The 25,172-nt window shown below is 53.3% G+C and carries 29 protein-coding genes; 15 read left to right on the top strand and 14 right to left on the bottom strand.

What is annotated here, in order from left to right:
* Positions 1-35 precede the first annotated feature (35 nt).
* Positions 36-299, bottom strand: coding sequence for a YeaC family protein (locus HCH49_RS07795; RefSeq protein ID WP_196238666.1), 264 nt, complete (start codon positions 297-299; stop codon positions 36-38).
* A gap of 56 nt (positions 300-355) precedes the next feature.
* The gene (gene msrB / locus HCH49_RS07800; protein WP_008500710.1) at positions 356-769 is read right to left on the bottom strand and encodes a peptide-methionine (R)-S-oxide reductase MsrB; all 414 of its coding nucleotides are present in this window, start codon (positions 767-769) and stop codon (positions 356-358) included.
* A gap of 340 nt (positions 770-1,109) precedes the next feature.
* On the opposite strand from msrB, the gene gapA reads away from it, so the two are divergent.
* Positions 1,110-2,105, top strand: a complete 996-nt coding sequence (gene gapA, locus HCH49_RS07805; protein WP_023311257.1) for a glyceraldehyde-3-phosphate dehydrogenase — start codon at positions 1,110-1,112, stop codon at positions 2,103-2,105.
* A 74-nt stretch (positions 2,106-2,179) separates the two neighbouring features.
* Positions 2,180-3,064 carry a D-hexose-6-phosphate mutarotase gene (locus HCH49_RS07810; RefSeq protein WP_032657934.1) on the top strand — a complete coding sequence of 295 codons (885 nt, stop codon included), beginning with the start codon at positions 2,180-2,182 and terminating at the stop codon, positions 3,062-3,064.
* A 78-nt stretch (positions 3,065-3,142) separates the two neighbouring features.
* Here HCH49_RS07810 and HCH49_RS07815 read toward each other — a convergent pair whose 3' ends face one another.
* Entirely contained in the window at positions 3,143-3,889 is a 747-nt protein-coding gene (locus HCH49_RS07815) for a MipA/OmpV family protein (protein ID WP_032657936.1), read from the bottom strand.
* A 431-nt stretch (positions 3,890-4,320) separates the two neighbouring features.
* On the opposite strand from HCH49_RS07815, the gene yeaG reads away from it, so the two are divergent.
* From yeaG to HCH49_RS07830, 3 genes are all read left to right on the top strand, one after another.
* Positions 4,321-6,255, top strand: a complete 1,935-nt coding sequence (yeaG, locus tag HCH49_RS07820; RefSeq protein WP_008500713.1) for a protein kinase YeaG — start codon at positions 4,321-4,323, stop codon at positions 6,253-6,255.
* A 75-nt stretch (positions 6,256-6,330) separates the two neighbouring features.
* A complete protein-coding gene (locus HCH49_RS07825) occupies positions 6,331-7,614 on the top strand; it encodes a YeaH/YhbH family protein (RefSeq protein WP_032651499.1) in 1,284 nt (427 codons plus the stop codon).
* A 98-nt stretch (positions 7,615-7,712) separates the two neighbouring features.
* Entirely contained in the window at positions 7,713-8,213 is a 501-nt protein-coding gene (locus HCH49_RS07830) for a YbaK/prolyl-tRNA synthetase associated domain-containing protein (RefSeq protein ID WP_033145243.1), read from the top strand.
* 21 nt (positions 8,214-8,234) lie between these two features.
* On the opposite strand, the gene yoaI is transcribed toward HCH49_RS07830, so the two are convergent.
* A complete protein-coding gene (gene yoaI, locus HCH49_RS07835) occupies positions 8,235-8,339 on the bottom strand; it encodes a small membrane protein YoaI (protein WP_087822389.1) in 105 nt (34 codons plus the stop codon).
* A gap of 145 nt (positions 8,340-8,484) precedes the next feature.
* On the opposite strand from yoaI, the gene HCH49_RS07840 reads away from it, so the two are divergent.
* A complete protein-coding gene (locus tag HCH49_RS07840) occupies positions 8,485-8,931 on the top strand; it encodes a DUF441 domain-containing protein (protein ID WP_024908579.1) in 447 nt (148 codons plus the stop codon).
* On the opposite strand, the gene HCH49_RS07845 is transcribed toward HCH49_RS07840, so the two are convergent.
* Positions 8,915-9,706: a helix-turn-helix transcriptional regulator gene (locus HCH49_RS07845; protein ID WP_269837053.1), complete on the bottom strand. Its 792-nt coding sequence runs from the start codon at positions 9,704-9,706 to the stop codon at positions 8,915-8,917. The two genes, HCH49_RS07840 and HCH49_RS07845, sit on opposite strands and share 17 nt — an antisense overlap.
* A gap of 99 nt (positions 9,707-9,805) precedes the next feature.
* Here HCH49_RS07845 and HCH49_RS07850 point away from each other — a divergent pair, with 99 nt between their 5' ends.
* The gene (locus tag HCH49_RS07850; protein ID WP_221702493.1) at positions 9,806-10,993 is read left to right on the top strand and encodes a CynX/NimT family MFS transporter; all 1,188 of its coding nucleotides are present in this window, start codon (positions 9,806-9,808) and stop codon (positions 10,991-10,993) included.
* Positions 10,994-11,025: 32 nt separating this feature from the next.
* Here the strand turns inward: HCH49_RS07850 and HCH49_RS07855 are convergent, their stop codons facing one another.
* A complete protein-coding gene (locus HCH49_RS07855; protein ID WP_033145239.1) occupies positions 11,026-11,733 on the bottom strand; it encodes a CTP synthase in 708 nt (235 codons plus the stop codon).
* 101 nt (positions 11,734-11,834) lie between these two features.
* Between HCH49_RS07855 and HCH49_RS07860 the strand changes: the two genes are divergently transcribed.
* Positions 11,835-12,179 (top strand): DUF488 domain-containing protein, encoded by a 345-nt coding sequence (locus HCH49_RS07860; protein ID WP_213730139.1) that lies wholly within the window; start codon positions 11,835-11,837, stop codon positions 12,177-12,179.
* On the opposite strand, the gene HCH49_RS07865 is transcribed toward HCH49_RS07860, so the two are convergent.
* Positions 12,180-12,485, bottom strand: a complete 306-nt coding sequence (locus HCH49_RS07865; protein WP_023311247.1) for a hypothetical protein — start codon at positions 12,483-12,485, stop codon at positions 12,180-12,182. It lies immediately after the preceding gene.
* Between the two features lie 80 nt (positions 12,486-12,565).
* On the bottom strand, positions 12,566-12,814 hold the full coding sequence (locus HCH49_RS07870) for a DUF333 domain-containing protein (protein ID WP_221702494.1): 249 nt from the start codon (positions 12,812-12,814) through the stop codon (positions 12,566-12,568).
* 310 nt (positions 12,815-13,124) lie between these two features.
* On the opposite strand from HCH49_RS07870, the gene HCH49_RS07875 reads away from it, so the two are divergent.
* Entirely contained in the window at positions 13,125-14,153 is a 1,029-nt protein-coding gene (locus HCH49_RS07875; RefSeq protein WP_047061889.1) for a sensor domain-containing diguanylate cyclase, read from the top strand.
* A gap of 45 nt (positions 14,154-14,198) precedes the next feature.
* Complete coding sequence (locus HCH49_RS07880) at positions 14,199-14,297, top strand: YoaK family small membrane protein (protein WP_029739841.1); 99 nt, start codon at positions 14,199-14,201, stop codon at positions 14,295-14,297.
* 130 nt (positions 14,298-14,427) lie between these two features.
* Here the strand turns inward: HCH49_RS07880 and HCH49_RS07885 are convergent, their stop codons facing one another.
* The 3 genes from HCH49_RS07885 to HCH49_RS07895 all read right to left on the bottom strand — a co-directional run bounded on the left by HCH49_RS07885 (position 14,428) and on the right by HCH49_RS07895 (position 18,110).
* Positions 14,428-14,676, bottom strand: a complete 249-nt coding sequence (locus HCH49_RS07885) for a GlsB/YeaQ/YmgE family stress response membrane protein (RefSeq protein WP_006174788.1) — start codon at positions 14,674-14,676, stop codon at positions 14,428-14,430.
* Between the two features lie 285 nt (positions 14,677-14,961).
* Complete coding sequence (locus HCH49_RS07890) at positions 14,962-16,446, bottom strand: diguanylate cyclase (RefSeq protein ID WP_373276177.1); 1,485 nt, start codon at positions 16,444-16,446, stop codon at positions 14,962-14,964.
* A 113-nt stretch (positions 16,447-16,559) separates the two neighbouring features.
* Entirely contained in the window at positions 16,560-18,110 is a 1,551-nt protein-coding gene (locus tag HCH49_RS07895; RefSeq protein ID WP_260454043.1) for a cyclic diguanylate phosphodiesterase, read from the bottom strand.
* Between the two features lie 205 nt (positions 18,111-18,315).
* Between HCH49_RS07895 and HCH49_RS07900 the strand changes: the two genes are divergently transcribed.
* Positions 18,316-19,815, top strand: coding sequence for a cyclic diguanylate phosphodiesterase (locus HCH49_RS07900; protein WP_221702495.1), 1,500 nt, complete (start codon positions 18,316-18,318; stop codon positions 19,813-19,815).
* A 290-nt stretch (positions 19,816-20,105) separates the two neighbouring features.
* Here the strand turns inward: HCH49_RS07900 and HCH49_RS07905 are convergent, their stop codons facing one another.
* The 3 genes from HCH49_RS07905 to icd form a co-directional block, all read right to left on the bottom strand.
* The gene (locus tag HCH49_RS07905) at positions 20,106-20,351 is read right to left on the bottom strand and encodes a DUF2543 family protein (protein WP_033145234.1); all 246 of its coding nucleotides are present in this window, start codon (positions 20,349-20,351) and stop codon (positions 20,106-20,108) included.
* 74 nt (positions 20,352-20,425) lie between these two features.
* Positions 20,426-20,773 (bottom strand): DUF1304 domain-containing protein, encoded by a 348-nt coding sequence (locus HCH49_RS07910; RefSeq protein ID WP_221702496.1) that lies wholly within the window; start codon positions 20,771-20,773, stop codon positions 20,426-20,428.
* 77 nt (positions 20,774-20,850) lie between these two features.
* The gene (icd, locus tag HCH49_RS07915; protein WP_032657958.1) at positions 20,851-22,101 is read right to left on the bottom strand and encodes an NADP-dependent isocitrate dehydrogenase; all 1,251 of its coding nucleotides are present in this window, start codon (positions 22,099-22,101) and stop codon (positions 20,851-20,853) included.
* Positions 22,102-22,218: 117 nt separating this feature from the next.
* Here icd and rluE point away from each other — a divergent pair, with 117 nt between their 5' ends.
* Genes rluE through hflD form a run of 4 tightly spaced genes read left to right on the top strand, consistent with a single transcriptional unit; the run spans position 22,219 to position 25,164 of the window.
* Positions 22,219-22,872 carry a 23S rRNA pseudouridine(2457) synthase RluE gene (gene rluE, locus HCH49_RS07920; RefSeq protein WP_023311239.1) on the top strand — a complete coding sequence of 218 codons (654 nt, stop codon included), beginning with the start codon at positions 22,219-22,221 and terminating at the stop codon, positions 22,870-22,872.
* Between the two features lie 9 nt (positions 22,873-22,881).
* On the top strand, positions 22,882-23,355 hold the full coding sequence (locus HCH49_RS07925) for an NUDIX hydrolase (RefSeq protein WP_033145233.1): 474 nt from the start codon (positions 22,882-22,884) through the stop codon (positions 23,353-23,355).
* A 40-nt stretch (positions 23,356-23,395) separates the two neighbouring features.
* The gene (mnmA, locus tag HCH49_RS07930) at positions 23,396-24,508 is read left to right on the top strand and encodes a tRNA 2-thiouridine(34) synthase MnmA (protein ID WP_032657963.1); all 1,113 of its coding nucleotides are present in this window, start codon (positions 23,396-23,398) and stop codon (positions 24,506-24,508) included.
* Between the two features lie 26 nt (positions 24,509-24,534).
* Positions 24,535-25,164: a high frequency lysogenization protein HflD gene (gene hflD, locus HCH49_RS07935; RefSeq protein WP_047061594.1), complete on the top strand. Its 630-nt coding sequence runs from the start codon at positions 24,535-24,537 to the stop codon at positions 25,162-25,164.
* Positions 25,165-25,172 lie beyond the last annotated feature (8 nt).

A 25,172-nucleotide genomic window follows, 5' to 3' on the forward strand; every position in this document is an offset into this window, starting at 1 on the left:
CCTCTCCCTGTGGGAGAGGGTATCAACCTGCACCGTTATTGCATTTTCATCGTCGCAATCGGCTTCGGCGTGATGCCAAAGTCTTCTTTCAGCTCGCGCTTGCTCTTCATGACCATCTGGCCTTTGGTGTCGATCGTCATGTGCTGCGCGTCGGTGTTATTGCGCGCCTGCCACAGCATCACCAGCTGCAAACTGTTCTCTTTTTGCTCCGGCGTCAGCGCAACGCCGTCGGGCCATTTTCCCAGTTCTACGGCGGTCACCAGACGCTGATAAATCTCCGGCGTCATGCCGCTAATCATGTCATCAATATTCACTCTCGCGCCCTTTCAAAGGAATAATTTGCTGAATCGTTTTTTCAACCCTTAATCTGGTCACCGTTTTCATCATCGGTGAAGCTCATTGAGGCTGAATTTACGCAGAAACGCTCGCCCGTAGGCTGGGGGCCATCCGGGAAGACGTGCCCAAGGTGCGCATCGCAGTTGCCGCAGCGAATTTCCGTACGCACCATGCCGTGCGACGAGTCGGTCAGGTAGCGGATGGCCTCATCGCTCACCGGCTCGTAGAAACTCGGCCAGCCGCAGCCAGAATCAAATTTCGTTTGTGAATTGAACAGAGGCGCATCGCAGACCAGGCAGTGGTAGACGCCGTCTCGCTTGTTGTGCAGTAAACGCCCGGTGAACGGCGGTTCCGTTCCGTGATTCTGCGTCACGTAAAACTGCATTTCTGTGAGGTTTTTTTTCAAATCGTCAGGGTTACGTTGGTTCGACATATGCTTACATCTCGCTGTAGAAACAGACATCTTTCAACCCGGATTCTAACAAAACATTAACACCCTTGCGTGCACTTTTGATCTAAACTTATGTGTCGCGAATAAGCGGTCAGGCAATTGTGATCACGTTCACATTTTTATCCTGCGAGGACTTTAAAATCCCGGCTCAGCCCCCATATGGGTGCAAGCTCAAAGGGAAAGTGAGGCGAGTCAGTCGCACAAACGTTAGTCACAGGATTGATTTGTCGCAATGATTGACACGATTCCGCTTGACGCTGCGTAAGGTTTTTGTAATTTTACAGGCAACCTTTTATTCACTAACAAATAGCTGGTGGAATATATGACTATCAAAGTAGGTATCAACGGTTTTGGCCGTATCGGCCGTATTGTTTTCCGTGCTGCTCAGAAACGTTCTGACATCGAAATCGTTGGTATCAACGATCTCCTGGACGCTGAATACATGGCGTACATGCTGAAGTACGACTCAACTCACGGTCGTTTCGACGGCACCGTTGAAGTGAAAGACGGCCACCTGGTTGTTAATGGCAAAACCATCCGCGTTACTGCTGAAAAAGACCCAGCTAACCTGAAATGGAACGAAATCGGTGTTGACGTTGTTGCTGAAGCAACCGGTATCTTCCTGACCGACGAAACTGCGCGTAAACACATCACCGCAGGTGCGAAGAAAGTTGTTCTGACTGGTCCTTCCAAAGACAACACCCCAATGTTCGTTCGTGGTGCAAACTTCGAAACTTACGCTGGCCAGGATATCGTGTCTAACGCATCCTGCACCACCAACTGCCTGGCACCGCTGGCTAAAGTTATCAACGACAACTTCGGCATCATCGAAGGTCTGATGACTACCGTTCACGCGACTACCGCTACTCAGAAAACCGTTGATGGCCCGTCTCACAAAGACTGGCGCGGCGGCCGTGGCGCGGCTCAGAACATCATCCCATCCTCTACCGGTGCTGCTAAAGCTGTAGGTAAAGTACTGCCAGAACTGAATGGCAAACTGACTGGTATGGCGTTCCGCGTTCCAACTCCTAACGTATCCGTTGTTGACCTGACCGTTCGTCTGGAAAAAGCTGCTTCTTATGAAGAAATTAAGAAAGCAATCAAAGCTGCTTCCGAAGGCGCAATGAAAGGCGTTCTGGGCTACACCGAAGACGACGTTGTATCTACCGATTTCAACGGCGAAATCTGTACTTCAGTATTCGATGCTAAAGCAGGTATCGCACTGAACGACAACTTCGTGAAACTGGTTTCCTGGTACGACAACGAAACCGGCTACTCTAACAAAGTACTGGACCTGATCGCTCACATCTCCAAATAAGTTGAGATGAGTGTTTGATCCAAAAAGGCGACTTCGGTCGCCTTTTTTATTGTTTTTAGACAGAGGATTGCTTAATGACTCATAAAATTTTTGCACTTCCGGTAGTCGAACAACTTACCCCTGTGCTCTCCCGCCGTCAGATTGACGGTGCTGATATTATCGTCGTTGACCACCCACGCGTTAAAGCCTCCGTAGCGCTCAACGGCGCCCACCTGCTCTCCTGGAAACCGGAAGGCGAAGCAGAAGGCTTATGGCTGAGCGATGCGACCTCCTTCAAAAAAGGGGCCGCAATCCGCGGTGGCGTACCGATCTGCTGGCCGTGGTTCGGCCCGTCCGCACAGCCGGGTTTGCCGTCTCACGGTTTTGCCCGTAACCAGCAGTGGACGCTGAAAGCGCATAACGAAGATGACAACGGCGCAGTGCTGACCTTTGAGCTGCAGGCTAATGATGAAACCCGCGCCCTCTGGCCGCACGATTTCACCCTTTATGCCCGCTTCAAGCTGGGTAAAACCTGTGAAATCGAACTGGAAGCTCACGGCGAGTTCGAAACCACCTCTGCCCTGCACACCTATTTCAACGTGGGTGATATCAGCGCCGTGAAGGTGAGCGGCCTGGGCGATACCTATATCGACAAAGTGGATAACGCGAAAGAAGGCAAACTGAGCGACGGCGTTCAGGCATTCCCTGACCGTACCGACCGCGTTTACCTGCACCCGGAAGCGTGCAGCGTGATCCACGACGGCGCCCTGAACCGCGGCATTGAAGTGGTCCATCATCATCACAGCGACGTGGTGGGCTGGAACCCGGGCCCTGCGCTGTCCGTCAGCATGGCCGACATGACGGATGATGGCTACAAAACGTTTGTCTGCGTGGAAACCGCTTGCGTGAGCAACCCGCAAAAAGCGAGTGAGGAAAAACCGTCTCGTTTAGGGCAGACGATTCGCATTGTTAAGCGATAAATTCACTGCACCACGCTAAAGCAAACGGGGCGCAAGCGCCCCGTTTTGATGCATAGATTGCACTGAATTAATGCACAATCAGAACTTGTAGCTCACGCCCACAGAGAAGATGCCTGCCCAGGACTTATCGACCATCGGGCTATCCTTCACTTCGTCGCTCAGACGCTCATAGCGGCCGGTACCGTACACGCTCCAGTCACCGAGGAAGTTGTAGCTCGCGGTCAGCTCCAGGTAAGGATCCCAGCCGTCATCTGCACTGTAGCTTTTCAGACCACTGCGGCGGGACTCGTTTTTAGAGACGCCGTAGTAGTAATCGTTGTAGTTCTCGCTGTTGTACTGCACACCGATACCCGGCGTCAGGGTGAGCCCACCGTTGGTGTAGCGGTACAACCACGCCAGATCCCAGATAAAGCCGTTGCTGTTATCCAGCGTGTCACCCGCCAGTGCCGTACGCAGGAAGCCATACTCGGTGTTATGTACATAAGAGAGCCCGGCCATCATGGTGCTTTTACGCTTGTCGAGCTGGCGAAGCGCATGGCTGTCGCTGTCACCCGGCTTGAAGTGCGTTGGGTCGTAGTAGGCCATGATGGAGAGCTTATCGGCCTTATCGTTCCAGAGATAGTAGCCGCCGCCGAGCCCGCGGAACCAGACGTTGTCGCCTTCATAGGTGATAACGGGAACAGGATAAACATCACGGTCATACTGTTTATACGGGCTGTTAATGACGCCAACACCCGCGCCAACCGTCCACTGACTTTCCGCCTGCGCGGTGTTCACTGCGGTCGCGGCAAGGATGCCTAATGCCAGAAGTTTGAGTTTGGTCACAATCCATTCTTTCCTGTAGTCAAATAATCAGCGGATGAAGTGTAACCGCCATTCCCGTACATCCCAAAATTTTTTGCCTGCTAATCAGTCTAATTAACCCGTTATTTTTAACTTTTCAGATGACAACACGCTTTCATTTATATGACCACTGAATGAAAAACGTGCATTTGTCTTATAACGACAGTGGAAATTTTTGGATGAGTTATTGATATGTCATTGAAAGTAGATTTTCTGGGCATGCAAGTTTTGCAAATGCCATCTACGCTTTAATTTAAGAAGAGTTTTCCTGAACACCCTGCGGTTCTTAGCGTCTGACCTGGCACACAGGTTGCTGCTCTGGCAGTGAGGTGCGAGAGATTCTCTTCCGGGAGCCTCCACTACTCATACGAACGGCTCTTATCCTGTGCTAAAAAACGAAAGGACGGCATGCCATGAATATATTCGATCACTATCGCCAGCGCTATGAAGCTGCCAAGGACGAAGAGTTCACACTGCAGGAGTTTCTTACCATCTGTCGGCAAGATCGCAGTGCCTATGCCAATGCGGCAGAACGGCTATTGATGGCTATTGGTGAGCCAAACATGGTTGACACTGCCCTGGAGCCTCGGCTTTCCCGTCTCTTTTCGAATCGGGTGGTCGCCCGATACCCGGCGTTTGAAGAGTTCTATGGTATGGAAGATGCCATTGAACAGATTGTCTCCTATCTGAAGCATGCCGCTCAGGGTCTGGAAGAGAAGAAACAGATCCTCTATTTACTCGGCCCGGTGGGTGGCGGTAAATCATCGCTGGCTGAACGCCTGAAGTCGCTGATGCAGCGCGTTCCTATTTATGTGCTGAGCGCCAACGGTGAACGCAGCCCGGTGAACGACCATCCGCTGTGCCTGTTCAATCCGCAGGAAGACGCGCAGATTCTGGATAAAGAGTATGGCATCCCGCGTCGCTACCTCGGCACCATCATGTCGCCGTGGGCGGCAAAACGCCTGCACGAGTTTGGTGGCGACATCACCAAATTCCGCGTGGTGAAGGTCTGGCCGTCTATCCTTGAGCAGATCGCCATCGCCAAAACAGAACCCGGTGATGAGAACAACCAGGATATCTCGGCGCTGGTAGGTAAAGTCGATATCCGTAAGCTGGAAAACTTCGCGCAAAACGATCCGGATGCCTACGGTTACTCAGGCGCGCTGTGCCGTGCGAACCAGGGGATTATGGAATTCGTCGAGATGTTTAAAGCACCGATTAAAGTGCTGCATCCTCTGCTGACGGCTACCCAGGAAGGCAACTACAACGGGACGGAAGGTATCTCCGCCCTGCCGTTTAACGGGATTATTCTCGCCCACTCGAACGAATCTGAATGGGTGACCTTCCGTAATAACAAAAACAATGAGGCCTTCCTTGACCGCGTGTACATCGTCAAGGTGCCTTATTGCCTGCGGATCTCCGAAGAGATCAAAATTTACGAGAAACTGCTTAACCACAGCGAGCTGGTGCACGCTCCCTGCGCGCCCGGCACGCTGGAAACGCTGTCGCGCTTCTCCATCCTTTCGCGTCTGAAAGAGCCGGAAAACTCCAGCATCTATTCGAAAATGCGCGTCTATGACGGTGAAAGCCTGAAAGATACCGACCCGAAAGCGAAGTCGTATCAGGAATACCGCGACTATGCCGGGGTTGATGAGGGGATGAACGGTCTGTCCACGCGTTTCGCGTTTAAGATCCTCTCCCGCGTCTTTAACTTCGACCATGCGGAAGTGGCGGCCAACCCGGTTCATCTGTTCTACGTGCTGGAGCAGCAAATCGAACGCGAGCAGTTCCCGCAGGAGCAGGCTGAACGCTACCTTGAGTTCCTCAAAGGTTACCTGATCCCGAAATACGCCGAGTTCATTGGCAAAGAGATCCAGACGGCCTACCTGGAATCCTATTCAGAATACGGGCAGAACATTTTCGACCGTTATGTCACCTATGCTGACTTCTGGATCCAGGATCAGGAGTACCGGGACCCGGATACCGGCCAGCTGTTTGACCGTGAATCCCTGAACGCGGAGCTGGAAAAAATCGAGAAGCCTGCCGGGATCAGCAACCCGAAAGACTTCCGTAACGAGATTGTGAACTTCGTCCTGCGCGCCAGAGCGCATAACAACGGGCGCAATCCGAACTGGACCAGCTACGAGAAACTGCGCACGGTCATTGAGAAGAAAATGTTCTCCAATACCGAAGAGCTGCTGCCGGTGATCTCGTTTAACGCCAAAACCTCAACCGATGAGCAGAAAAAACACGACGACTTTGTCGACCGTATGATGGAAAAAGGCTACACCCGCAAGCAGGTCCGTCTGCTCTGCGAATGGTATCTGCGCGTGCGTAAATCGTCTTAAAAACAAGTGCCCGGTGGCGGTTAGCGCTGACCGGGCCTACAAAATGCAAGTTGGCAAATGCAGTACGGGGGGTATATGACCTGGTTTATTGACCGGCGTCTTAACGGCAAAAACAAGAGCACGGTGAACCGCCAGCGCTTCTTGCGTCGTTATAAAGCGCAAATTAAACAGTCTATCTCCGAGGCCATCAACAAACGCTCGGTGACCGACGTCGACAGCGGCGAGTCTGTCTCCATCCCCACCGATGACATCAGCGAACCGATGTTTCATCAGGGGCGAGGCGGCCTGCGCCATCGCGTACACCCAGGTAATGACCACTTCGTTCAGAACGACAGAATTGAGCGTCCTCAGGGCGGCGGCGGTGGTTCAGGAAGCGGTCAGGGACAGGCCAGCCAGGACGGTGAAGGTCAGGACGAATTTGTCTTCCAGATTTCGAAAGACGAATATCTCGACCTGCTGTTTGAAGACCTGGCGCTGCCGAATCTGAAAAAGAATCAGCATCGTCAGCTTAATGAATACAAAACCCATCGCGCGGGCTATACCGCCAACGGCGTGCCCGCCAATATCAGCGTCGTGCGTTCGTTGCAGAATTCGCTGGCGCGACGAACGGCCATGACGGCGGGCAAACGGCGCGAACTGCGCGAGCTGGAGAGCAGCCTGAAGGTCGTGGAAAACACGGAACCGGCGCAACTGCTGGAAGAGGAGCGTCTGCGTAAAGAGATTGCGGAACTAAGAGCGAAGATCGAACGGGTACCGTTTATCGACACCTTCGACCTGCGCTACAAGAATTACGAAAAACGCCCTGAGCCCTCCAGCCAGGCGGTGATGTTCTGTCTGATGGACGTTTCCGGCTCGATGGACCAGGCCACGAAGGATATGGCGAAGCGTTTTTATATTCTGCTCTACCTGTTCCTGAGCAGAACCTATAAGAACGTGGAGGTGGTTTATATTCGTCACCACACTCAGGCGAAAGAGGTGGATGAACATGAGTTCTTCTACTCGCAGGAGACGGGCGGGACCATCGTATCAAGCGCCCTGAAGCTGATGGATGAAGTGGTGAAAGAGCGTTACGACCCGGCGCAGTGGAACATTTATGCCGCGCAGGCGTCCGATGGCGACAACTGGGCCGATGACTCACCGCTGTGTCACGAGATTCTGGCGAAGAAAATTCTGCCGGTGGTGCGTTACTACAGCTATATCGAAATTACCCGTCGCGCGCACCAGACCCTGTGGCGGGAGTATGAACATCTGCAAGCAATGTTCGATAATTTTGCCATGCAGCATATCCGTGACCAGGATGATATTTATCCGGTGTTCAGGGAGCTGTTCCACAAGCAATCTGCTACCAGCAACGCATAATCCAACAGCCAGCGAACCCGCTGGCTGTTTTCTTTCGACCTCGTTCATCCCGTGCTAATGTAGAACCCTGCAAAATGGATTATCACCGGGAAATCGTTATGACTGACGACGTTATTGGGGCAGGAACCCACCAGCAGCTGATTACCTTACTCACCGAGCAGGGCGCGCGGTTTCGCGTTATGGAACATGCGGCGGTCGGGAAATGTGAAGCGGTAAGTGAAATTCGCGGGACCGATCTGCGGCAAGGCGCCAAAGCCCTGGTCTGCAAGGTGAAGGGCAACGGCGTAAAAAAACACGTTCTGGCGATCCTCGCCGCCGATCTGCAGGCCGACCTGGGCCAGCTTGCCAGCCATTTTGGCGGGCTGAAGGCCTCCCTCGCCAGCCCGGCCGAGGTCGATACCCTGACCGCCTGCGTTTTCGGCGCTATCCCGCCCTTTAGCTTCCATCCTGATTTGGCACTGGTTGCCGACCCGCTGCTGTTCGAGCGCTTTGACGAAATCGCCTTTAACGCCGGTTTACTGGAGAAATCCGTGATTATGGATACCCAGGATTACCTGCGCATCGCCCGTCCTGAGCTGGTGACCTTCCACAAAGCGTAACCGCGATGGCTGACGCCCCTGTCAGCCTTTTCTTTCCAGAAACAGCACGGAGGCGACGAGAATAATGGCAATAGCGAAAAACGATGAGGAGATAATCAGCGTTTCAACAAACATGTGATCGTTCATGATGGCGACCCCTTTTGCGATATCTGCCTTCGTTTTAATCCGCGTAAATGACAAGGTTATGACAGCAATATAATCTTTTTAAAACTGTCCTCCGCCGCGTTTGCGCGTACAGTAAGCAAGTTGATTATTTTGGCAAGGATTCCCTATGTTTGACCCTACTCTGCTCATTCTTCTGGCACTCGCCGCGCTCGGCTTTGTCAGCCATAACACCACCGTCGCCATCTCGATTCTGGTGCTGATTATTGTTCGCGTGACCCCGTTAAATACCTTCTTCCCGTGGATAGAAAAACAGGGCCTCACCATCGGGATCATCATTTTAACCATCGGGGTAATGGCGCCCATCGCCAGCGGCACGCTTCCCGCTTCAACCCTGCTGCACTCGTTTGTAAACTGGAAATCGCTGGTGGCGATCGCGGTGGGGATTTTTGTTTCGTGGCTGGGCGGGCGCGGCGTTACGCTGATGAGCAGCCAGCCCTCGCTGGTGGCGGGTCTGCTGGTGGGCACCGTGCTGGGCGTGGCGCTCTTTCGCGGCGTTCCTGTGGGGCCGCTGATTGCGGCTGGCCTTGTCTCTCTGTTTATCGGGAAGTCGTAGTCAGGCTGGCCATATAACGCGCCGGCGTCTGGCCCAGTCCCTTTCTGAACATGGTGATAAACGCGGTGGTAGAGTCGTAGCCAAGTGTCTGTGCCACCTGCTGTACCGATTTCCCACCGATCAAATGCTGTAACGCCACGATCAGCTGCAGCTGGTGACGCCAGCGGCGAAAGCTTAAGCCGGTCTCTTTCACTACCAGCCGCGCCAGGTTGCGTTCGCTCATGGCAAAGTGGCTCGCCCACTGCGTCAGCGTCTGCCAGGCGGCGGGCTCTTCCGCCATTTTCTCGCTCATCAGCCGAATTTTAGGATGGGGCGAGACGGGCAGCTGCAGATGCTCCTGACGCTGGAGCGGCAGCTCGTCAAACAGAACGTCTACCAGGCGCGACGTGGCCGCAAGAGAGAATTGTTCACGCGATTTTTCCGCCAGGGATAAAATCAGCTCCCGCACCAGAGGGGAGATTTTCAGGGTGCAGCAGCGGTCGGGCAAGCTTGCCGCCCCCGGTTCAATGAACAAAAAGCAGAGCTGCGCGCCCGGGGTGGCCCTGTTGCTGTGCGGCATCTGGCCGGGGATCCAGACGGCGTACTGGGGCGGAACCATCAGCATGGCATTTTCCACTTCGCAGGTGATCGCGCCGCCGAGGGCCAGAATCAGCTGCCCCTTACGGTGATGATGCCGGGGAATATACTGTTCCTCAGCCACCACGCGGATGCGAAATGCGACGGCCGCGTCGTGCTGGCTATCGGGATCATAGCCGTCCAGTCCCAGACCAATCATCAGTTTGTCCGATTTTAGCGATAAACTGTCATTTTAGCCTGATTTCAACCGCCGGGAAAATCGGTATTGTGTGCGCTCGCTTGAACGTATGAGAACATAATGACTACTGCTATTCGCACCTCAGGAAAACACGGCGCGCTGTTGATTGCAGGCATCCTGATGATTGCCACTACGCTTCGCGTCACCTTTACCGGCGCAGCTCCGCTGCTCGACACTATTCGTCTTGATTATGGCTTAAGCACGGCGCAAACCGGTCTGCTGACTACCCTGCCCCTGCTGGCTTTCGCCCTTGTCTCGCCGCTCGCCGCAGGCGTTGCCCGACGTATCGGCATGGAGCGCAGCCTGTTTGTCGCCCTGCTGCTGATTTGCGCCGGAATTGCACTTCGCTCGCTGCCTTCCGCCGCGCTGCTTTTCATAGGAACCGCGGTCATCGGCTGCGGAATTGCGCTCGGGAACGTGCTGTTACCCGGATTAATTAAGCGTGACTTCCCGGGCCTGGTAGCCCGACTCACCGGGGCCTATTCTCTGACGATGGGCGTCTCGGCGGCGTTTGGCTCAGCGATGATTGTTCCCCTGGCGCAGGGTAGCGCGGGCTGGCATGGCGCGCTGCTGATGCTGATGGCGTTTCCGCTGGTCGCGCTGCTGCTCTGGCTGCCGCAGTGGCGCCAGAAACACGTTGCGACGGTAACGGGCGCTGGCGCGCTGCATAACCGCGCCATCTGGCGCTCGGCCCTCGCCTGGCAGGTAACGCTCTTTTTGGGGATTAACTCGCTGATTTACTACGTCATCATCGGCTGGCTGCCGGCGATATTGCTCAGCCACGGCTACAGCGAAGCGCAGGCCGGCTCGGTGCACGGGCTGTTGCAGCTGGCCACGGCCGTGCCGGGGCTTGCCGTTCCGCTGATCCTCCACCGTCTGAAAGACCAGCGGGGGATCGCCGGCGCGGTGGCGCTGATGTGCGCGGTAAGCGCGGCGGGGCTATGGTTTATGCCTGACATGGCGGTGATGTGGACGCTGGTGTTTGGCTTTGGCTCTGGAGCAACGATGATCCTCGGCCTGACGTTCATCGGTCTGCGCGCCAGCTCCGCGCACCAGGCTGCGGCGCTGTCCGGCATGGCGCAGTCGATTGGCTATCTGCTCGCCGCCTGCGGCCCTCCGCTGATGGGGAAAATTCACGATAGCGCGGGAAATTGGCAAATCCCGCTTCTGGGCTGCGCTCTGGCCGCCGTGATAATGGCGCTCTGCGGCGTGCTTGCCGGGCGAGACCGGGAGATCGCGCCCCGTTAGAGACTGTGGCAGACCATCGGGTCTGCCTTTTCCTACCCGCGAGCCGCGCGCAGCATCGCCTGCACCAGCACGACCGGACGGCCTTCCAGCGCGGCACGCTCATGCTGGAATAAGGTGATCACGAAGAACGGGTGCGTGACCAGTTCTGCGGCGCGAATTTCCCCCTGTTCGTCCCAGCCCGTAACGTGCATGTCACCGCTTTCCAGCGCCTGTGCAAACGCCGGCGACACGCCATAGTTACAGTGATAGCCCTCTTCAATTTCCGGCTTGCCGTACGCTTTCGCGATCAGCGTATTTTTGCGCAGCTCAATGGCATCGGTTTTTTCCACCAGCGAGCAGGTCAGCGGCGCAATCACCATGGTGCCTTCTGTATCCGTCTCGGCATGTGCCGCATCGGCCCAGCCCAACACATTGCGGGCATACTCAATCAGCGCGTGCTGGAATCCACCGCAGGTGCCCAGGAACGGTACGCCGTTTTCACGCGCGTAGCGCGCGGCGATAAAGGCGGCCTCGGTGTTTTTATAGGGGCTGGCAGGCACCAGCCAGATGGCATCGTAGCCCACCAGATCTTCAGGGCTTGTCAGCTCCGTGGTGGCAAGCCAGTCGTAATCGGCGGTGAGGTCAAGGACTGCGGCGGCGTCGTCAATCGCCAGCGGGATCGCCTGATGCGCAATAACACTGGGATTGTAATCGCCAACCAGCGCAATGCGCAGCGTCGTTTTAACCGGGAGGTGTTCCATGAAAGGTTCCTTATGCCAGAGTATTATCAGATAACATAAGGAACCTCAGACTACCGATCTTCTGCAATTATCACAATACCTTAAATTGGGAGGGTGGAATTATGATTCAATGCAAACGCGTATACGAGCAGGCTGGTCCGGGCGACGGCTATCGGGTGCTGGTGGACAAGCTGTGGCCGCGCGGGGTTAAAAAAACGGACCTCGCGTATGATGAATGGTGTAAAGCACTCACGCCCTCGAATGAATTACGTAAGGCCTTTCATAGCGAAACCATTGATTTCGCCGCCTTCAGCAAGGCTTATCGGGAAGAGCTGGCGCAGCATGCTGACGAGGGAATGCGTCTGGCGACGCTGGCGAACAGGCAGACCGTCACCCTGCTCTTTGCTGCCAAAGACACGAAGCAAAATCACGCCCAGGTATTAGCCGACTGGCTACGCCATCTCTGATCAGCCGATCGCCAGCTCGTCAAGCATTTGCGGCGCTTCATCGGGGGTGAGCGGCATCAGATGTTCGGCGCGGACAAAGGCAAAGCCGTGCTGATTGTCAAAGGCGTAAACATCACCCGTCACCAGCCAAAGCGCGCGATCGGCGGTAGCGGGTAATTGCGTCATCACGCCGTTGACCGGGTTAACGAAACGCAGGCCGGGCTGACACAGGCCAAACAGCTCAACAGATTTACCAATATTGCGACGGCCTGACGCCGTGCGGGCACCGATGATCATCGCCATGCTGCCCGGTTTAAGCTGAAACATACTTCTCTCAAGGTAACGATAGCCAGGGACTGGCTAAGAATAATCCTAAAGAGAAGTGTATCGCAGGCAATATAGGTCTGTCACCTGGCAGGTTGCGGACGATCGCGACGGTAGAGCGTCCATTCATCAATCACTTCGCCCCCCGGTAGTTTGCACTCCGTGCGTACGCCCTGCGGGCTTTGAACCGGGATCTGTTCCCCACCTTTCTCCAGGCAGTACACGGAGGCCGGGTTCGCCATACCGATAGCGTGCGGTGGTTTCGGCGCATCGGGTGGGGTTGTTTTCGCGGTGCAGGCAGCCAGGGGAAGCGCCAGAAGCAGAAATCTCATCTCATTGATCCTTGTGACATCATGACAATCTAAGGTTAACGGGTCATCGCCCCTTTCTCCATGATTTCTCCATTTTAACTGCACTTTTCAACACTATAGTGTGGCATGTTCTCGATATGACCAGAGAACATCATTCCGTAATCAAGATGTCTTTGCCCCGGTCTCAACAACGGGGCCTTTTTTTCTCTGCTGCTGCCCTCTCCCTGCATATATTAAATTTTTTATATTCATGTTTTACTATGCCTGAAGTCTAAAAATTCAGCATAACATGCAGATGCAGACGTCTTCTGCCTGGGAGTCATTCTACGTCATGTCGGATATTATCCTTGCCCGTGTTTCAGAAACCCTCGCCACTGAACAATCCCTTGAAGGTCTCGTTCGCCAGCTGCTGGAGATGCTGGAGATTGTGACTGACATGGAGTCGACTTACCTCACCAAGGTAGATATCGAAGCCCGACTGCAGCATATCCTCTACGCCCGCAACAGCAAGCAGATGACAATTCCTGAGGGGCTGAGCGTCCCATGGGATGAAACACTGTGCAAGCGCGCGCTGGATAGCGACACCGTATTCAGCAACGACGTTCCCGAACGCTGGCCGGAGTGCGAGGCGGCGAAAGCGCTCGGCATTACGACCTACATGAGTATTCCTGTCCATCTTGCGGATGGTTCACTCTACGGAACGCTTTGTGCCACCAGCACGGCCAGAAAGCCGCTTAGCGAGCGCGGTGAACAGGTTCTGAAGTTATTCGCCGGTCTGATTGCCCAGTCCATTCAGAAAGAGTCGCTGGTAACCCAGCTTCGCGAAGCCAACGCGGCCCTCATCGCGCACTCTTACACGGATGCCCTTACCGGTTTACCCAACCGTCGCGCCATTTTTGAAGATCTGACCACGCTGTTTTCCCTGGCGCGTCACCTTAAACGTAACACCGTCATCGCGTTCATCGATCTGGATGATTTCAAGCTGATTAACGATCGCTACGGCCACGAGGCTGGCGACCAGTTCCTGATTGAAGTGGGCAAGCGTCTGACGGAAGAAAAACAGCAGGACGATATCATTGGCCGGCTGGGCGGCGATGAGTTTCTGGTGGCGTCGTTGAGCACATCCCACAGCGAAGGAGATAACGCGCAGGTCACGCTGCTCAAAACGCGTCTCAGCGCCTGTATTGCCGGTGAATACTGGCTGGGTAGCGTCAACCTCATTTACCCCGGAGCCAGCGTCGGCGTTATCGAAGTGGACCCTCAGATAACCGATCCGGACAGCGCATTACGCGACGCAGATGTCGCGATGTATCAGGATAAGAAAGGAAAAAGCAAAACACGCTTTCTCACTATCGATTAACCCCGTACACTCTACGGCGTTACAAAAACCGAAACAGGTGATGATATGAGAATAGGGATCCTCTTCCCGGTCGTTATTTTTATAACGGCGGTGATTTTTTTAGCATGGTTTTTTGTCGGTGGTTACGCGGCGCCTGGGGCATAAATGAGAAAAACGACCCTCGTTATGCTGATCGTTGCCATCGCGGCATTTGCCGGCACGCAGCTTGGCTGGTGGTAAACGCCACTACGTAAAAAGGCCGCCATCTGGCAGCCTTTTTTAACGCTTGTAAGCCTTAGCTTTTGATTTTTCTGTAGATAAACAGAACAACCAGCGCACCAATCACCGCGACAGCGAAACTGCCGAAGTTAAAGCCATCGACTTTGCCAAAACCGAACAGCGTACTGATCCAGCCGCCGACTACCGCGCCGATAATACCCAGTATTACGGTGACGATAAACCCACCGCCATCTTTGCCCGGCATGATCCACTTCGCCAGAATACCCGCAATAAGCCCAAAGATAATCCAGGATAAAATTCCCATAACTTTCCTCTCTGTATGGTTTTTGTCATTAAATCAACGACACAAAAAAGAATAGCACAGGATTTCAGAAAGGAAATTTGTGATAGGCATCACAATGAGAGAGTGCGCAATTATTCATCAACAAAAAGAGCCTGCCGCATAAACTGTGGGGTTGCATCTTTTGTTGAGAAAGATTATCTTTCTCAACACTGAATAGTTGAGCGTAACACTCAGGTATTCAGTACGACATTGCTCACATTGCTTCCAGTATTTCTTGCCCACTCCTGAGTGGGCTTTTTTTTCTGTTCATACCCCAACAAACGCGTACCGGTTACGTCCTGCGCGTTTTGCCTGGTAGAGCGCCTGGTCAGCGGCAATAATGATATTCTGCTGGCTGCCCGCGATGTCGACCGCACGCGCGGTGGAAATCCCGACGCTTACCGTCACCCGCCCGAAGGGGCTAAAATCATGCGTGATTTGCAGGGAGAACACGTTGCGAATAATCGTCTGCGCCAGTCGAAGCGCCTCCTGAATATCCGTATCAGGCAATATCAGCGCAAACTCCTCTCCGCCGTAGCGCGCCACAATCTGATTATCACGGGTAAGGCTCTCCCTGAGACTGTTTCCCAGCAGCGTCAGACACCGGTCCCCTTCCGGATGGCCGTAGTTATCGTTGTATTTTTTGAAGTAGTCCACGTCCACAATCAGTATCGAAATTGCTGCGTCATGCGCGGCACAAGTCGCGATTTCCGAGAGGATTCTTTCATCAAAAATGCGACGGTTGTACAGCCCGGTCAACGCATCCTCGGAAGCGATAATCTTCAGCGCCTTATTATCTCTGGTTTTTCTGGATAAGTCGGAATACAGGAAGTATGACGCGACGATAAGTATCGCAGTGAAAACGAAAATGAGCAGCGCCAGCTGAATGGCCTGCTTGCGCCACGGTGCGAGGGCTTCATCAATGCTGACGGCCACGGTGGTCACCAGCCCGTAGCGTCGGTTTTTCTCATAGGCGTAAATGCGTTCGATTTTATCAAACCGCGAGACGGAACTGGCTATCCCGGTATTTTGTACCTTTAGGTATTTCCTGAAGAGGGGTGAATCAGAAAAAATCGTGCCGACGTAGGTATTTTTAAAGGGGTGACGGACCAGCAGCACGCCGGATTGTGTCGTTAAGCCAATGACGCCCAGGTGACCAATATTAATCTGCCCGTAAAGCGCGAGAAAATTCTCGATACCCAGCGTCACCACCACGACACCGTTAAATGCCCCGGTGTGGGTTTCAAGGCGACGACTAATGGTAATGACCCATTTGCCATTGGTTCTGCTGACCACGGGCTCACCAATAAAAATCTGCTGATTTTTATTTTCCTTGTGATAGATAAAAAATGACCTGTCCGATCCTTTGCGTGGGCCTGTAAAAGTTTCGTGCAACGCGGTAAAGATATCGCCCTGAGCGTCGTAAACAACCACATTATTAATCTGGGTAAGAAGATTATCCTGATTATTTATCATCCGCTGAATATTGGTCGCCTGTTGCGGCGTCATGCCATAAATTTCGATTATGTCGGAAACGGTAGTAATTAACATTTCGCTTTGGCGCATGATCCCCTCGGTGTAGACATCAAGGGTATGGCTCAGGTTAGCAACGCTGGTATTAATTTGCTGAATTGACTGCTGTCTGGACGTGGCAATTTGGACGGCAAGCGACAGCGAGATGATCAATGAGACAATGATGACGGTAATGGTTGTTGTGTAAAAAGTATTTTTCACATGCACGAGCTTTTCCACCTTATCACGCCTGACATCCCTGGCTGACAACTCTTGTCACTGTAACAAAGCTCGGGATAAGAGGAAAATGAATTGCACTTAAGCATACAACAGAAGCTCGTCTTTATTTCGTTTTACAAACTAACGGTCTCCCTGGGTTTAGATAAAATGACTTTAATAAAATCGATATAGGAGACGGGCTTACCAAAATAATATCCCTGTAACAGGGTTATCTCATTACGGTTGAGATACTCCAGTTGCTCTTTTGTTTCTACGCCTTCAGCGACAATGCGCAATGAGAGTTTTTTCGCCAGGTCAATGACGCAGTCCAGCAAGATGGTTGAGTCCTTTTCCTCTGAAACCCGGTTCACAAAGCTTTTATCAATTTTAATATAATCAATGGCAAGCGCATTAAGGCATGACAGCCCGGAATAACCCGTACCAAAATCATCCAGGGCAATAACAAAGCCGGCGTTATGCAGCATGTTAAGGTTCTCCACGAGGTGAGGATTATCGACCAGCGGTTCACGCTCGGTCACCTCGAGAACCAGTTTGACCTCTTTACCCTGAAACCCCTTCCCGAAGACGCGACAGTCACCGATAAATGAAGGCGCATTAATATGCCTGGCGCTGATGTTCACCCCAATATGAAACCCGTCCGGTAGCTTAGGCAAAAGCGGCTTAAGCTGGGTCACCACTTTCGCCATCAATCCTTTGGTCAGCGGAATAATCAACCCGCTACGTTCAGCAATCGGAATAAAGACATCCGGCGGGATAAAGCCTGACTTTGGATGCTTCCATCTTGCCAGGACCTCAACGCCGTAGAGCCCGCCGGTATCGCCGTTCACGATCGGCTGGTAATAAGGCTCGATCTCCCCCTGCAAAATCGCTTTACGCAAATCGTCTTCAAATGAGGTACTTTTCCCCTTGTATCGGCGGATCAAAATACCCACCGCCACCGATAGCGCGAGAATAAGCAGTATCAGGCTCCATCCCTGTTGCAAAAGCCGCGTCAGGCTGAAAAAGGCAGGAGGTTGCCAGGCAAGGCTAAAGGGAAATTGCGTTGATGCCTTAAGCGACCCCGTCCAGGAGGCCGCTTTCCAGCCCCTCACATCGCCGTTGCGAACAAGCATGCTTTCGCCGACAACCAGCCCCAGATCCACGCTGTTCGATGCGCTTGCAATGACGTCCTGCAAATGCGCGTCACTGATGCTGACAATGACGCGCCCTCCCGCGATGGGCATCTGGAAGATAAGCACCGGAATGCCGTTCACCAGTCGATTGCCGGGTAACAGCATCAATTTTTCGGCAGGTAACGTCTCAGGATGAATAATCAACACGCCATTCCCGGGAAGGGAAGTACAGATCATTTTACCCTGCAACTCGATCATGATGGCGCGCAGATGCGGTTTTAGCGCTGCCTCTGTCCCCAGCGCCAGCTGTCCGCTACTGGTACACCCTTGAGCCGCAACGCGCTTTGCCGTGCTGGCCGCACTGACGGCTTCAGCCAGAATGTTTTCTATTTTTTGGGTGCTGGCCGTGGCGGTATGACTATTACTCAGCTTCGCCATCTGCCATAGCTGCCAGTTAATAATCAAAATGCCGCTCAGAAAAAGAAACAGAGCGCTAAGAATAGGGATCATCACGTTGCGCACGATGTTTTCCTTAATAGAAAAAACAAGCATGGATGTTCTGGTAGAAGAGCCTGTGCTAACCCGGTATTGCATATAACAATGAAAATAGCTTAGCTGAGAATTGTCTTAAAAAACTGATACTTTCGTATGAGTTCACCTGCCGGCATTTACTCACATGACGTGACTATCAGGCTTGTTCCTTGCCCTGGCTGTGTTAAGATTTGTGAAATCAGGGAGCGGACTGGATATCTGGAAAATGAAAAAGCTCATTGCCATTGCTATCGTTTCGACGCTTCTGGTCTTCCTGTCTCTTTATGCGGTCAATGCTGTAATCATCGGTCAGCAGAAGAGTAAACAGCGTGAAATATCCCGTACCCTTTTACATTATTCAGAAGACGTGTCCCAAAGCGTGGCGCTGGGTCTCAAAAGCATCACGACGCAGGGATGCGATAAAACCAGCCTCGATCGCTACAGACAAATTAAGCTTAATAATCTTTATTTTGCCGATATCGGCTTTATTGAGAAGGGAAAAATAGTCTGTACCGCTTTTTGGGGGAAACTCGCGACGCCCGTTGCACTTCCTGCAGAACTGCATAAAACGCCGAGGGGCTTTCTCCTGGCCCAATTTTCGAGAAAAGACTTTTTCACGGGCAATGCGGCAATTCATAATAATATTATTATCTTCACCTCCCGCTATGCTTACGATAAATTCACCCCGGTCACCGCAAGCTATTCGCTCAGTGCTACCACCAAAGACTTCGGCAGAGTCTTTTTTTCGGCCGCCACGGAGCTAAATCAGCAGAGCTGGCTGCATTCGACGTTGTTTACCCTGACCCTGACACAGTGCAGCGCCTTCTGGGACCTGTGCGTCATCGTGAAGCATCACGACGCCGGGCTGGCCTCGTTACCTCCGTTTATCTTTGCGCTTCTCGCGGTCATTCTCTGTTTTATCTGGATTGCGATAACGTTATTTATCTTCCGTATCTATGAAGACCGTTTTTCTCTGGAACGTACGCTGATAAAAGCCGTCCTCACGAATACCATAAGCGTTAACTATCAGCCCATTATTCGCATTCACGATCAAAAAATCGTGGGTGTAGAAGTTCTGTCGAGATGGCGTGACCAAAAGCACGGGGACGTCTCTCCGGAGCTGTTTATCCCATTAATTAAGAAGATCGGTCTGTATAAAAAATATTACAGTAATATTATCGAAAAATCCCTTTCCGAAATTGCCCCTCTGGCGATAAAACACCAGCTGATAGTCTCCATAAACGTTGGGCACAAGGAAATTGAAGATAGACAGTTCATTACCATTTTGCGTCGTGCGTGTTTTGCCAATCACCTTCCCCTTTCCCTGATGAAGGTCGAACTCTCCGAAAAAGCCGTTTCCACGGCAGATATCCTCGAGGGATTCTGTCAGGAGCTGAAATCGCTCGGCGTTAAAATATCAATAGATGATTTTGGCGTGCAAAACTCCAATCTCGCCCGCCTGTCGCTGCTTGAATATGATGAAATCAAAATCGATAAGTCGCTGGTGGACGGCATCAGCGAGCATTATAAGCAAAACATCTTTGCAATCTTCTGCGATGCCCTGGCAAGATTGAATAAAACGCTTGTTTTCGAGGGCGTGGAAAATGAAATTCAGTATCGCTTTATTGCAAGCAGATATCCCGATGCGCTGATTCAGGGATGGTATTTTTCAAAAGCGCTCACCCGGAGCGAGCTGGCGAAGCGACTCACCGGGGTCGCACCGTAACCCGAAGCCTTGCGCGTCCGTTTTTTTCCAGTCGGGCATTTCTATTTTTTACGCAAAAACATATAGTCGTCACATTCAGACGGTAGATTACCCTGAAGCACACTCATATTTTGGTTAAAAACGTGAAATTATCCTTACTATTCCCAGTGGTACTCTTTTGTCTGACCGTTATTTTCGCGCTGTTTATCGACGCCCCCGCTTCGCATATTCTGCGGAAAAAATGCATGTGGTCCGATAGCGTGATGCTGAGCTGTATCGCAAAGCATCAGCATAACGGTTTTTGAAGCAGACTATTCATTTCCCCACTGATTGAGGAAGTTCGCAATATCATCAACGCGACCCGCACGGATCCCGGCCTCAGTGGCCATCTCCTGCTGGGCTTCCTCGCTAATCTCCTCATTATTCGATAAACGGGTGAGCAGCAGCTGGAAATAATGTGCCAGCGCGTCGCGCTCTGACTCAGCGACCTGTTCAGCGGCTTCCGTCGCGTACTCATCGGCAATGTCATAATATTTCAGTGGGATATCGTTGTTCATAACTGTCTCGTCGCTAATTTTTACGGGTAAAGCCATCAGTATATCGGACGCCTAATCTCAACCAAAGCATTGCTTCAGATGAGTAACGCAAGCAGCGCTGCGAGAGCAGGCGCGGCCTGTACATACAAAATTTTTCGGCTGGCGGTGGCTGCGCCAAAGAGTCCGGCGATCAGCACGCAGGCCAGGAAGAAGATGGCCACCTGAATCCCCTTTTCCCCGAGCCAGAGGCTCCAGAGCAGACCAGCCGCCAGAAAACCGTTATACAGCCCCTGATTCGCGGCCAGCACGCGGGTCTCGCGCGCAAAATCAGGACGCAGATTAAAGGCCTTATGCCCTGTTTTGGTATTCCACAGGAACATTTCCAGCACAAGAATATAAAGATGGATGAATACAACGACAGCGATAAGGACGGTGGCTAACATCGTGTTGTCTCCCGCAGGCAGAGGCAAAAAAAACGGGAACCCTCAGGCCCCCGCTCTTGTTTAACCCAGAATCTGGATTACATGTTCGCGATAATCGCGTCGCCAAACTCTGAGCATTTCAGCAGCTTAGCGCCTTCCATCAGACGTTCGAAGTCATAGGTTACGGTTTTCGCGTTGATCGCGCCTTCCATACCTTTAACGATCAGGTCTGCGGCTTCGAACCATTCCATATGACGCAGCATCATCTCTGCGGACAGGATGATAGAGCCTGGGTTCACTTTGTCCTGACCCGCGTATTTAGGTGCAGTACCGTGGGTTGCTTCGAACAGGGCGCACTCGTCACCGATGTTCGCGCCAGGGGCGATACCGATACCGCCAACCTGTGCTGCCAGGGCGTCAGAGATGTAGTCACCGTTCAGGTTCATACAGGCAATTACGTCGTATTCTGCAGGACGCAGCAGGATCTGCTGCAGGAACGCATCGGCGATCACATCTTTAATGATGATCTCTTTGCCGGTGTTCGGGTTCTTAATCTTCTGCCATGGGCCACCGTCGATCAGCTCACCGCCGAACTCTTCTTTCGCCAACTGGTAGCCCCAGTCTTTGAACGCGCCTTCGGTGAACTTCATGATGTTGCCTTTGTGAACCAGAGTCACAGAGTCACGGTCGTTGGTGATCGCGTATTCGATGGCCGCACGCACGAGACGTTTAGTACCGTCTTCAGAGCATGGCTTGATGCCGATACCGCAATGCTCAGGGAAGCGAATCTTCTTCACGCCCATCTCTTCGCGCAGGAATTTAATCACTTTTTCTGCGTCAGCAGAGTCCGCTTTCCATTCGATACCCGCGTAGATGTCTTCTGAGTTTTCGCGGAAGATAACCATATCGGTCAGTTCAGGGTGCTTAACCGGGCTTGGGGTGCCCTGATAGTAACGAACCGGACGCAGACACACGTACAGGTCCAGCTCCTGACGCAGTGCCACGTTCAGGGAACGGATACCGCCGCCAACTGGCGTCGTCAGTGGGCCTTTAATAGCAACGCGGTAGTCGCGGATCAGGTCCAGCGTTTCTGCTGGCAGCCAGACGTCCTGGCCATAAACTTGAGTAGATTTCTCACCGGTGTAAATTTCCATCCAGGAAATTTTACGCTCGCCTTTGTAGGCTTTCTCAACAGCGGCATCAACCACTTTCAGCATCGCCGGGGTAACGTCTACACCGATACCGTCACCTTCGATGAACGGGATAATCGGATTGTGAGGAACGTTAATCTTGCCGTTTTGCAGGGTGATCTTTTTACCTTCCGCCGGAACAACTACTTTGCTTTCCATTAACCTCTCCTTCGAGCGCTTCTGGTTGTTACTGATCTTATGTTAATAAATTGTAATGAGCCCTTCGATAGTACCTGATTGTCCTGCGCCATGAAAGGTCTTCGTTATTAGGCTATAATGCGGCAATTGATAACGCCTGAAAATACCATGAAGAAAACTTCTTTTACAAAACACCGGGTTGAGCGATTCAGCTCGCGACAAGCCGCCAGAAGACCGCAGGAAACCCAGCCGAAGCGGGTTATTTTATTCAATAAACCCTACGATGTTTTGCCGCAGTTTACCGATGAAGCCGGGCGCAGCACGCTGAAGGACTACATTCCCGTTCAGGGCGTCTACGCGGCCGGGCGCCTGGACCGCGACAGCGAAGGCCTTCTGGTCTTAACCAACGACGGCGCGTTGCAGGCAAAGCTCACGCAGCCGGGCAAACGCACCGGCAAAATTTACTTCGTCCAGGTGGAAGGCGAGCCGGATGACGCGACGCTGGCAGCACTACGCAGCGGCGTGACGTTGAACGACGGCCCAACCCTGCCCGCAGGTATTGAACGCGTGAATGAGCCGGAGTGGCTGTGGCCGCGCAACCCGCCGATTCGCGAACGCAAATCCATCCCGACAAGCTGGCTCAAAATCACCCTTTATGAAGGCCGCAACCGCCAGGTTCGCCGCATGACCGCACACGTCGGCTTCCCTACCCTGCGTCTGATTCGCTACGCCATGGGCAGCTACACCCTGGAAACGCTGGCAAACGGCGAATGGCGCGACGTCACCCCTTAAGGAGTCACTATGTTTAAACCTCATGTCACGGTTGCCTGCGTGGTCCACGCCAGGGGTAAATTCCTTGTTGTTGAAGAGAGCATTAACGGCAAAGCGCTGTGGAACCAGCCTGCCGGACACCTTGAAGCCAATGAAACCCTGCTGCAGGCAGCAAAACGCGAGCTGTGGGAAGAGACCGGCATTCACGCTGAGCCCCAGCACTTCATCCGTATGCACCAGTGGATCGCGCCGGATCACACCCCGTTCCTGCGCTTTTTATTCGCCGTTGAGCTTAGCGAAACGTGCGCCACAGAGCCGCAGGATGACGATATCGATCGCTGTCTCTGGGTCACCGCCGACGAGATCCTGAACGCGCCAAACCTGCGCTCGCCGCTGGTTGCGGAAAGCATTCGCTGCTGGCAGTCTGCTGGCCGCTTACCGCTGGACGTCATCGGCGCATTTAACTGGCCGTTTACAGAGGGTGTCAATGGTGGGGGGGCGTGATAGAATACGCCGCCTTGAAGTTCAATGTCGTGAGTATTCCATGTCAGATAACAGCCAGAAAAAAGTGATCGTCGGCATGTCCGGCGGTGTCGATTCCTCCGTTTCCGCCTACCTGTTACAGCAACAGGGCTATAAGGTGGAGGGCCTGTTCATGAAGAACTGGGAGGAAGATGATGGCGAGGAATACTGCACCGCCGCTGCGGATCTCGCCGACGCGCAGGCCGTATGCGATAAGCTCGGCATTGAACTGCACACCGTTAACTTTGCCGCAGAATACTGGGACAACGTTTTTGAACTGTTCCTGGAAGAGTACAAAGCGGGCCGCACGCCGAACCCGGATATTCTGTGCAACAAAGAGATCAAATTTAAGGCCTTCCTGGAATTCGCCGCGGAAGATCTGGGCGCTGACTACATCGCGACCGGTCACTACGTGCGCCGTGCAGACGTGAATGGCAAAAGCCAGCTGCTGCGCGGTCTGGACGGCAACAAAGATCAAAGCTATTTCCTCTATACGCTGAGCCACGAGCAAATCGCCCAGAGCCTGTTCCCGGTCGGCGAGCTGGAAAAGCCGCAGGTGCGTAAAATCGCCGAAGAGCTGGACCTGATCACCGCGAAGAAAAAAGACTCTACCGGCATTTGCTTCATCGGCGAGCGCAAATTCCGCGATTTCCTGGGACGTTACCTGCCTGCTCAGCCGGGTAAAATTGTCACCGTCGACGGGGAAGAGATTGGCCAGCATCAGGGGCTGATGTACCACACGCTCGGCCAGCGTAAAGGGCTGGGTATTGGCGGGACCAAAGAAGGTAGCGAAGATCCATGGTATGTTGTCGACAAAGACGTCGAAAACAATATTCTGGTTGTTGCCCAGGGCCACGATCATCCGCGTCTGATGTCCGTTGGCCTTATTGCACAGCAGCTGCACTGGGTCGATCGTGAGCCGCTGAAAGGCACCCTGCGCTGCACGGTGAAAACACGCTACCGTCAGACCGATATTCCTTGCACCATTACCGCGCTTGATGACGATCGCATTGACGTGCGTTTCGACGAGCCGGTCGCAGCCGTCACCCCGGGTCAGTCTGCTGTCTTCTACAGCGGCGAAATCTGTCTGGGCGGCGGGATCATTGAACAGCGCCTGCCGCTGCCTGCTGTTTAATACGATTCACACATAAAGGAGACCGTGTGGCGAAGAACTACTATGACATCACCCTGGCGCTGGCGGGAATTTGCCAGTCAGCCCGTCTGGTGCAACAGCTGGCGCATCAGGGTCATTGCGACGCAGATGCCCTGCACGTTTCACTGAACAGCGTTATCGATCTCAACCCCGGCTCGACCCTGGGCGTGTTCGGCGGCAGTGAAACTAATCTTCGTCTCGGTCTTGAAACCCTGCTCGGCGTGCTTAACGCCAGCAGCCGTCAGGGATTAAACGCGGAGCTGACCCGCTACACGCTGAGCCTGATGGTGCTGGAGCGTAAGCTGAGCGCCGCAAAAGGCGCAATGAATACCCTGGGCGATCGTATTGCCGGGCTGCAGCGCCAGCTTGACCATTTTGATCTGCAGTCCGACACGCTGCTGAGCGCTATGGCCGGCATTTATGTTGACGTCATCAGCCCGCTGGGGCCGCGTATTCAGGTCACCGGATCCCCTGCCGTGCTGCAAAGTCCGCAGGTACAGGCAAAAGTGCGCGCGTCCCTGCTGGCAGGTATCCGCGCCGCCGTGCTGTGGCACCAGGTGGGCGGTGGCCGCCTGCAGTTAATGTTTTCTCGTAATCGCCTGACCACTCAGGCAAAACAAATTCTTGCTCATTGTTAACCTCCCGG

Source organism: Enterobacter sp. Y17 (genome assembly GCF_019730495.1).
In the GTDB taxonomy this organism is placed as follows: domain Bacteria; phylum Pseudomonadota; class Gammaproteobacteria; order Enterobacterales; family Enterobacteriaceae; genus Enterobacter; species Enterobacter asburiae_B.

Bases quoted from the DNA above. Each gene is read 5' to 3' on its own strand.
- HCH49_RS07795 (WP_196238666.1), bottom strand. From the start codon at position 299: ATGATTAGCGGCATGACGCCGGAGATTTATCAGCGTCTGGTGACCGCC.
- msrB (WP_008500710.1), bottom strand. From the start codon at position 769: ATGTCGAACCAACGTAACCCTGACGATTTGAAAAAAAACCTCACAGAA.
- gapA (WP_023311257.1), top strand. From the start codon at position 1,110: ATGACTATCAAAGTAGGTATCAACGGTTTTGGCCGTATCGGCCGTATT.
- HCH49_RS07810 (WP_032657934.1), top strand. From the start codon at position 2,180: ATGACTCATAAAATTTTTGCACTTCCGGTAGTCGAACAACTTACCCCT.
- yeaG (WP_008500713.1), top strand. From the start codon at position 4,321: ATGAATATATTCGATCACTATCGCCAGCGCTATGAAGCTGCCAAGGAC.
- HCH49_RS07825 (WP_032651499.1), top strand. From the start codon at position 6,331: ATGACCTGGTTTATTGACCGGCGTCTTAACGGCAAAAACAAGAGCACG.
- HCH49_RS07830 (WP_033145243.1), top strand. From the start codon at position 7,713: ATGACTGACGACGTTATTGGGGCAGGAACCCACCAGCAGCTGATTACC.
- yoaI (WP_087822389.1), bottom strand. From the start codon at position 8,339: ATGAACGATCACATGTTTGTTGAAACGCTGATTATCTCCTCATCGTTT.
- HCH49_RS07840 (WP_024908579.1), top strand. From the start codon at position 8,485: ATGTTTGACCCTACTCTGCTCATTCTTCTGGCACTCGCCGCGCTCGGC.
- HCH49_RS07845 (WP_269837053.1), bottom strand. From the start codon at position 9,706: ATGATTGGTCTGGGACTGGACGGCTATGATCCCGATAGCCAGCACGAC.
- HCH49_RS07850 (WP_221702493.1), top strand. From the start codon at position 9,806: ATGACTACTGCTATTCGCACCTCAGGAAAACACGGCGCGCTGTTGATT.
- HCH49_RS07855 (WP_033145239.1), bottom strand. From the start codon at position 11,733: ATGGAACACCTCCCGGTTAAAACGACGCTGCGCATTGCGCTGGTTGGC.
- HCH49_RS07860 (WP_213730139.1), top strand. From the start codon at position 11,835: ATGATTCAATGCAAACGCGTATACGAGCAGGCTGGTCCGGGCGACGGC.
- HCH49_RS07865 (WP_023311247.1), bottom strand. From the start codon at position 12,485: ATGTTTCAGCTTAAACCGGGCAGCATGGCGATGATCATCGGTGCCCGC.
- HCH49_RS07870 (WP_221702494.1), bottom strand. From the start codon at position 12,814: ATGAGATTTCTGCTTCTGGCGCTTCCCCTGGCTGCCTGCACCGCGAAA.
- HCH49_RS07875 (WP_047061889.1), top strand. From the start codon at position 13,125: ATGTCGGATATTATCCTTGCCCGTGTTTCAGAAACCCTCGCCACTGAA.
- HCH49_RS07880 (WP_029739841.1), top strand. From the start codon at position 14,199: ATGAGAATAGGGATCCTCTTCCCGGTCGTTATTTTTATAACGGCGGTG.
- HCH49_RS07885 (WP_006174788.1), bottom strand. From the start codon at position 14,676: ATGGGAATTTTATCCTGGATTATCTTTGGGCTTATTGCGGGTATTCTG.
- HCH49_RS07895 (WP_260454043.1), bottom strand. From the start codon at position 18,110: ATGCTTGTTTTTTCTATTAAGGAAAACATCGTGCGCAACGTGATGATC.
- HCH49_RS07900 (WP_221702495.1), top strand. From the start codon at position 18,316: ATGAAAAAGCTCATTGCCATTGCTATCGTTTCGACGCTTCTGGTCTTC.
- HCH49_RS07905 (WP_033145234.1), bottom strand. From the start codon at position 20,351: ATGAACAACGATATCCCACTGAAATATTATGACATTGCCGATGAGTAC.
- HCH49_RS07910 (WP_221702496.1), bottom strand. From the start codon at position 20,773: ATGTTAGCCACCGTCCTTATCGCTGTCGTTGTATTCATCCATCTTTAT.
- icd (WP_032657958.1), bottom strand. From the start codon at position 22,101: ATGGAAAGCAAAGTAGTTGTTCCGGCGGAAGGTAAAAAGATCACCCTG.
- rluE (WP_023311239.1), top strand. From the start codon at position 22,219: ATGCGGCAATTGATAACGCCTGAAAATACCATGAAGAAAACTTCTTTT.
- HCH49_RS07925 (WP_033145233.1), top strand. From the start codon at position 22,882: ATGTTTAAACCTCATGTCACGGTTGCCTGCGTGGTCCACGCCAGGGGT.
- mnmA (WP_032657963.1), top strand. From the start codon at position 23,396: ATGTCAGATAACAGCCAGAAAAAAGTGATCGTCGGCATGTCCGGCGGT.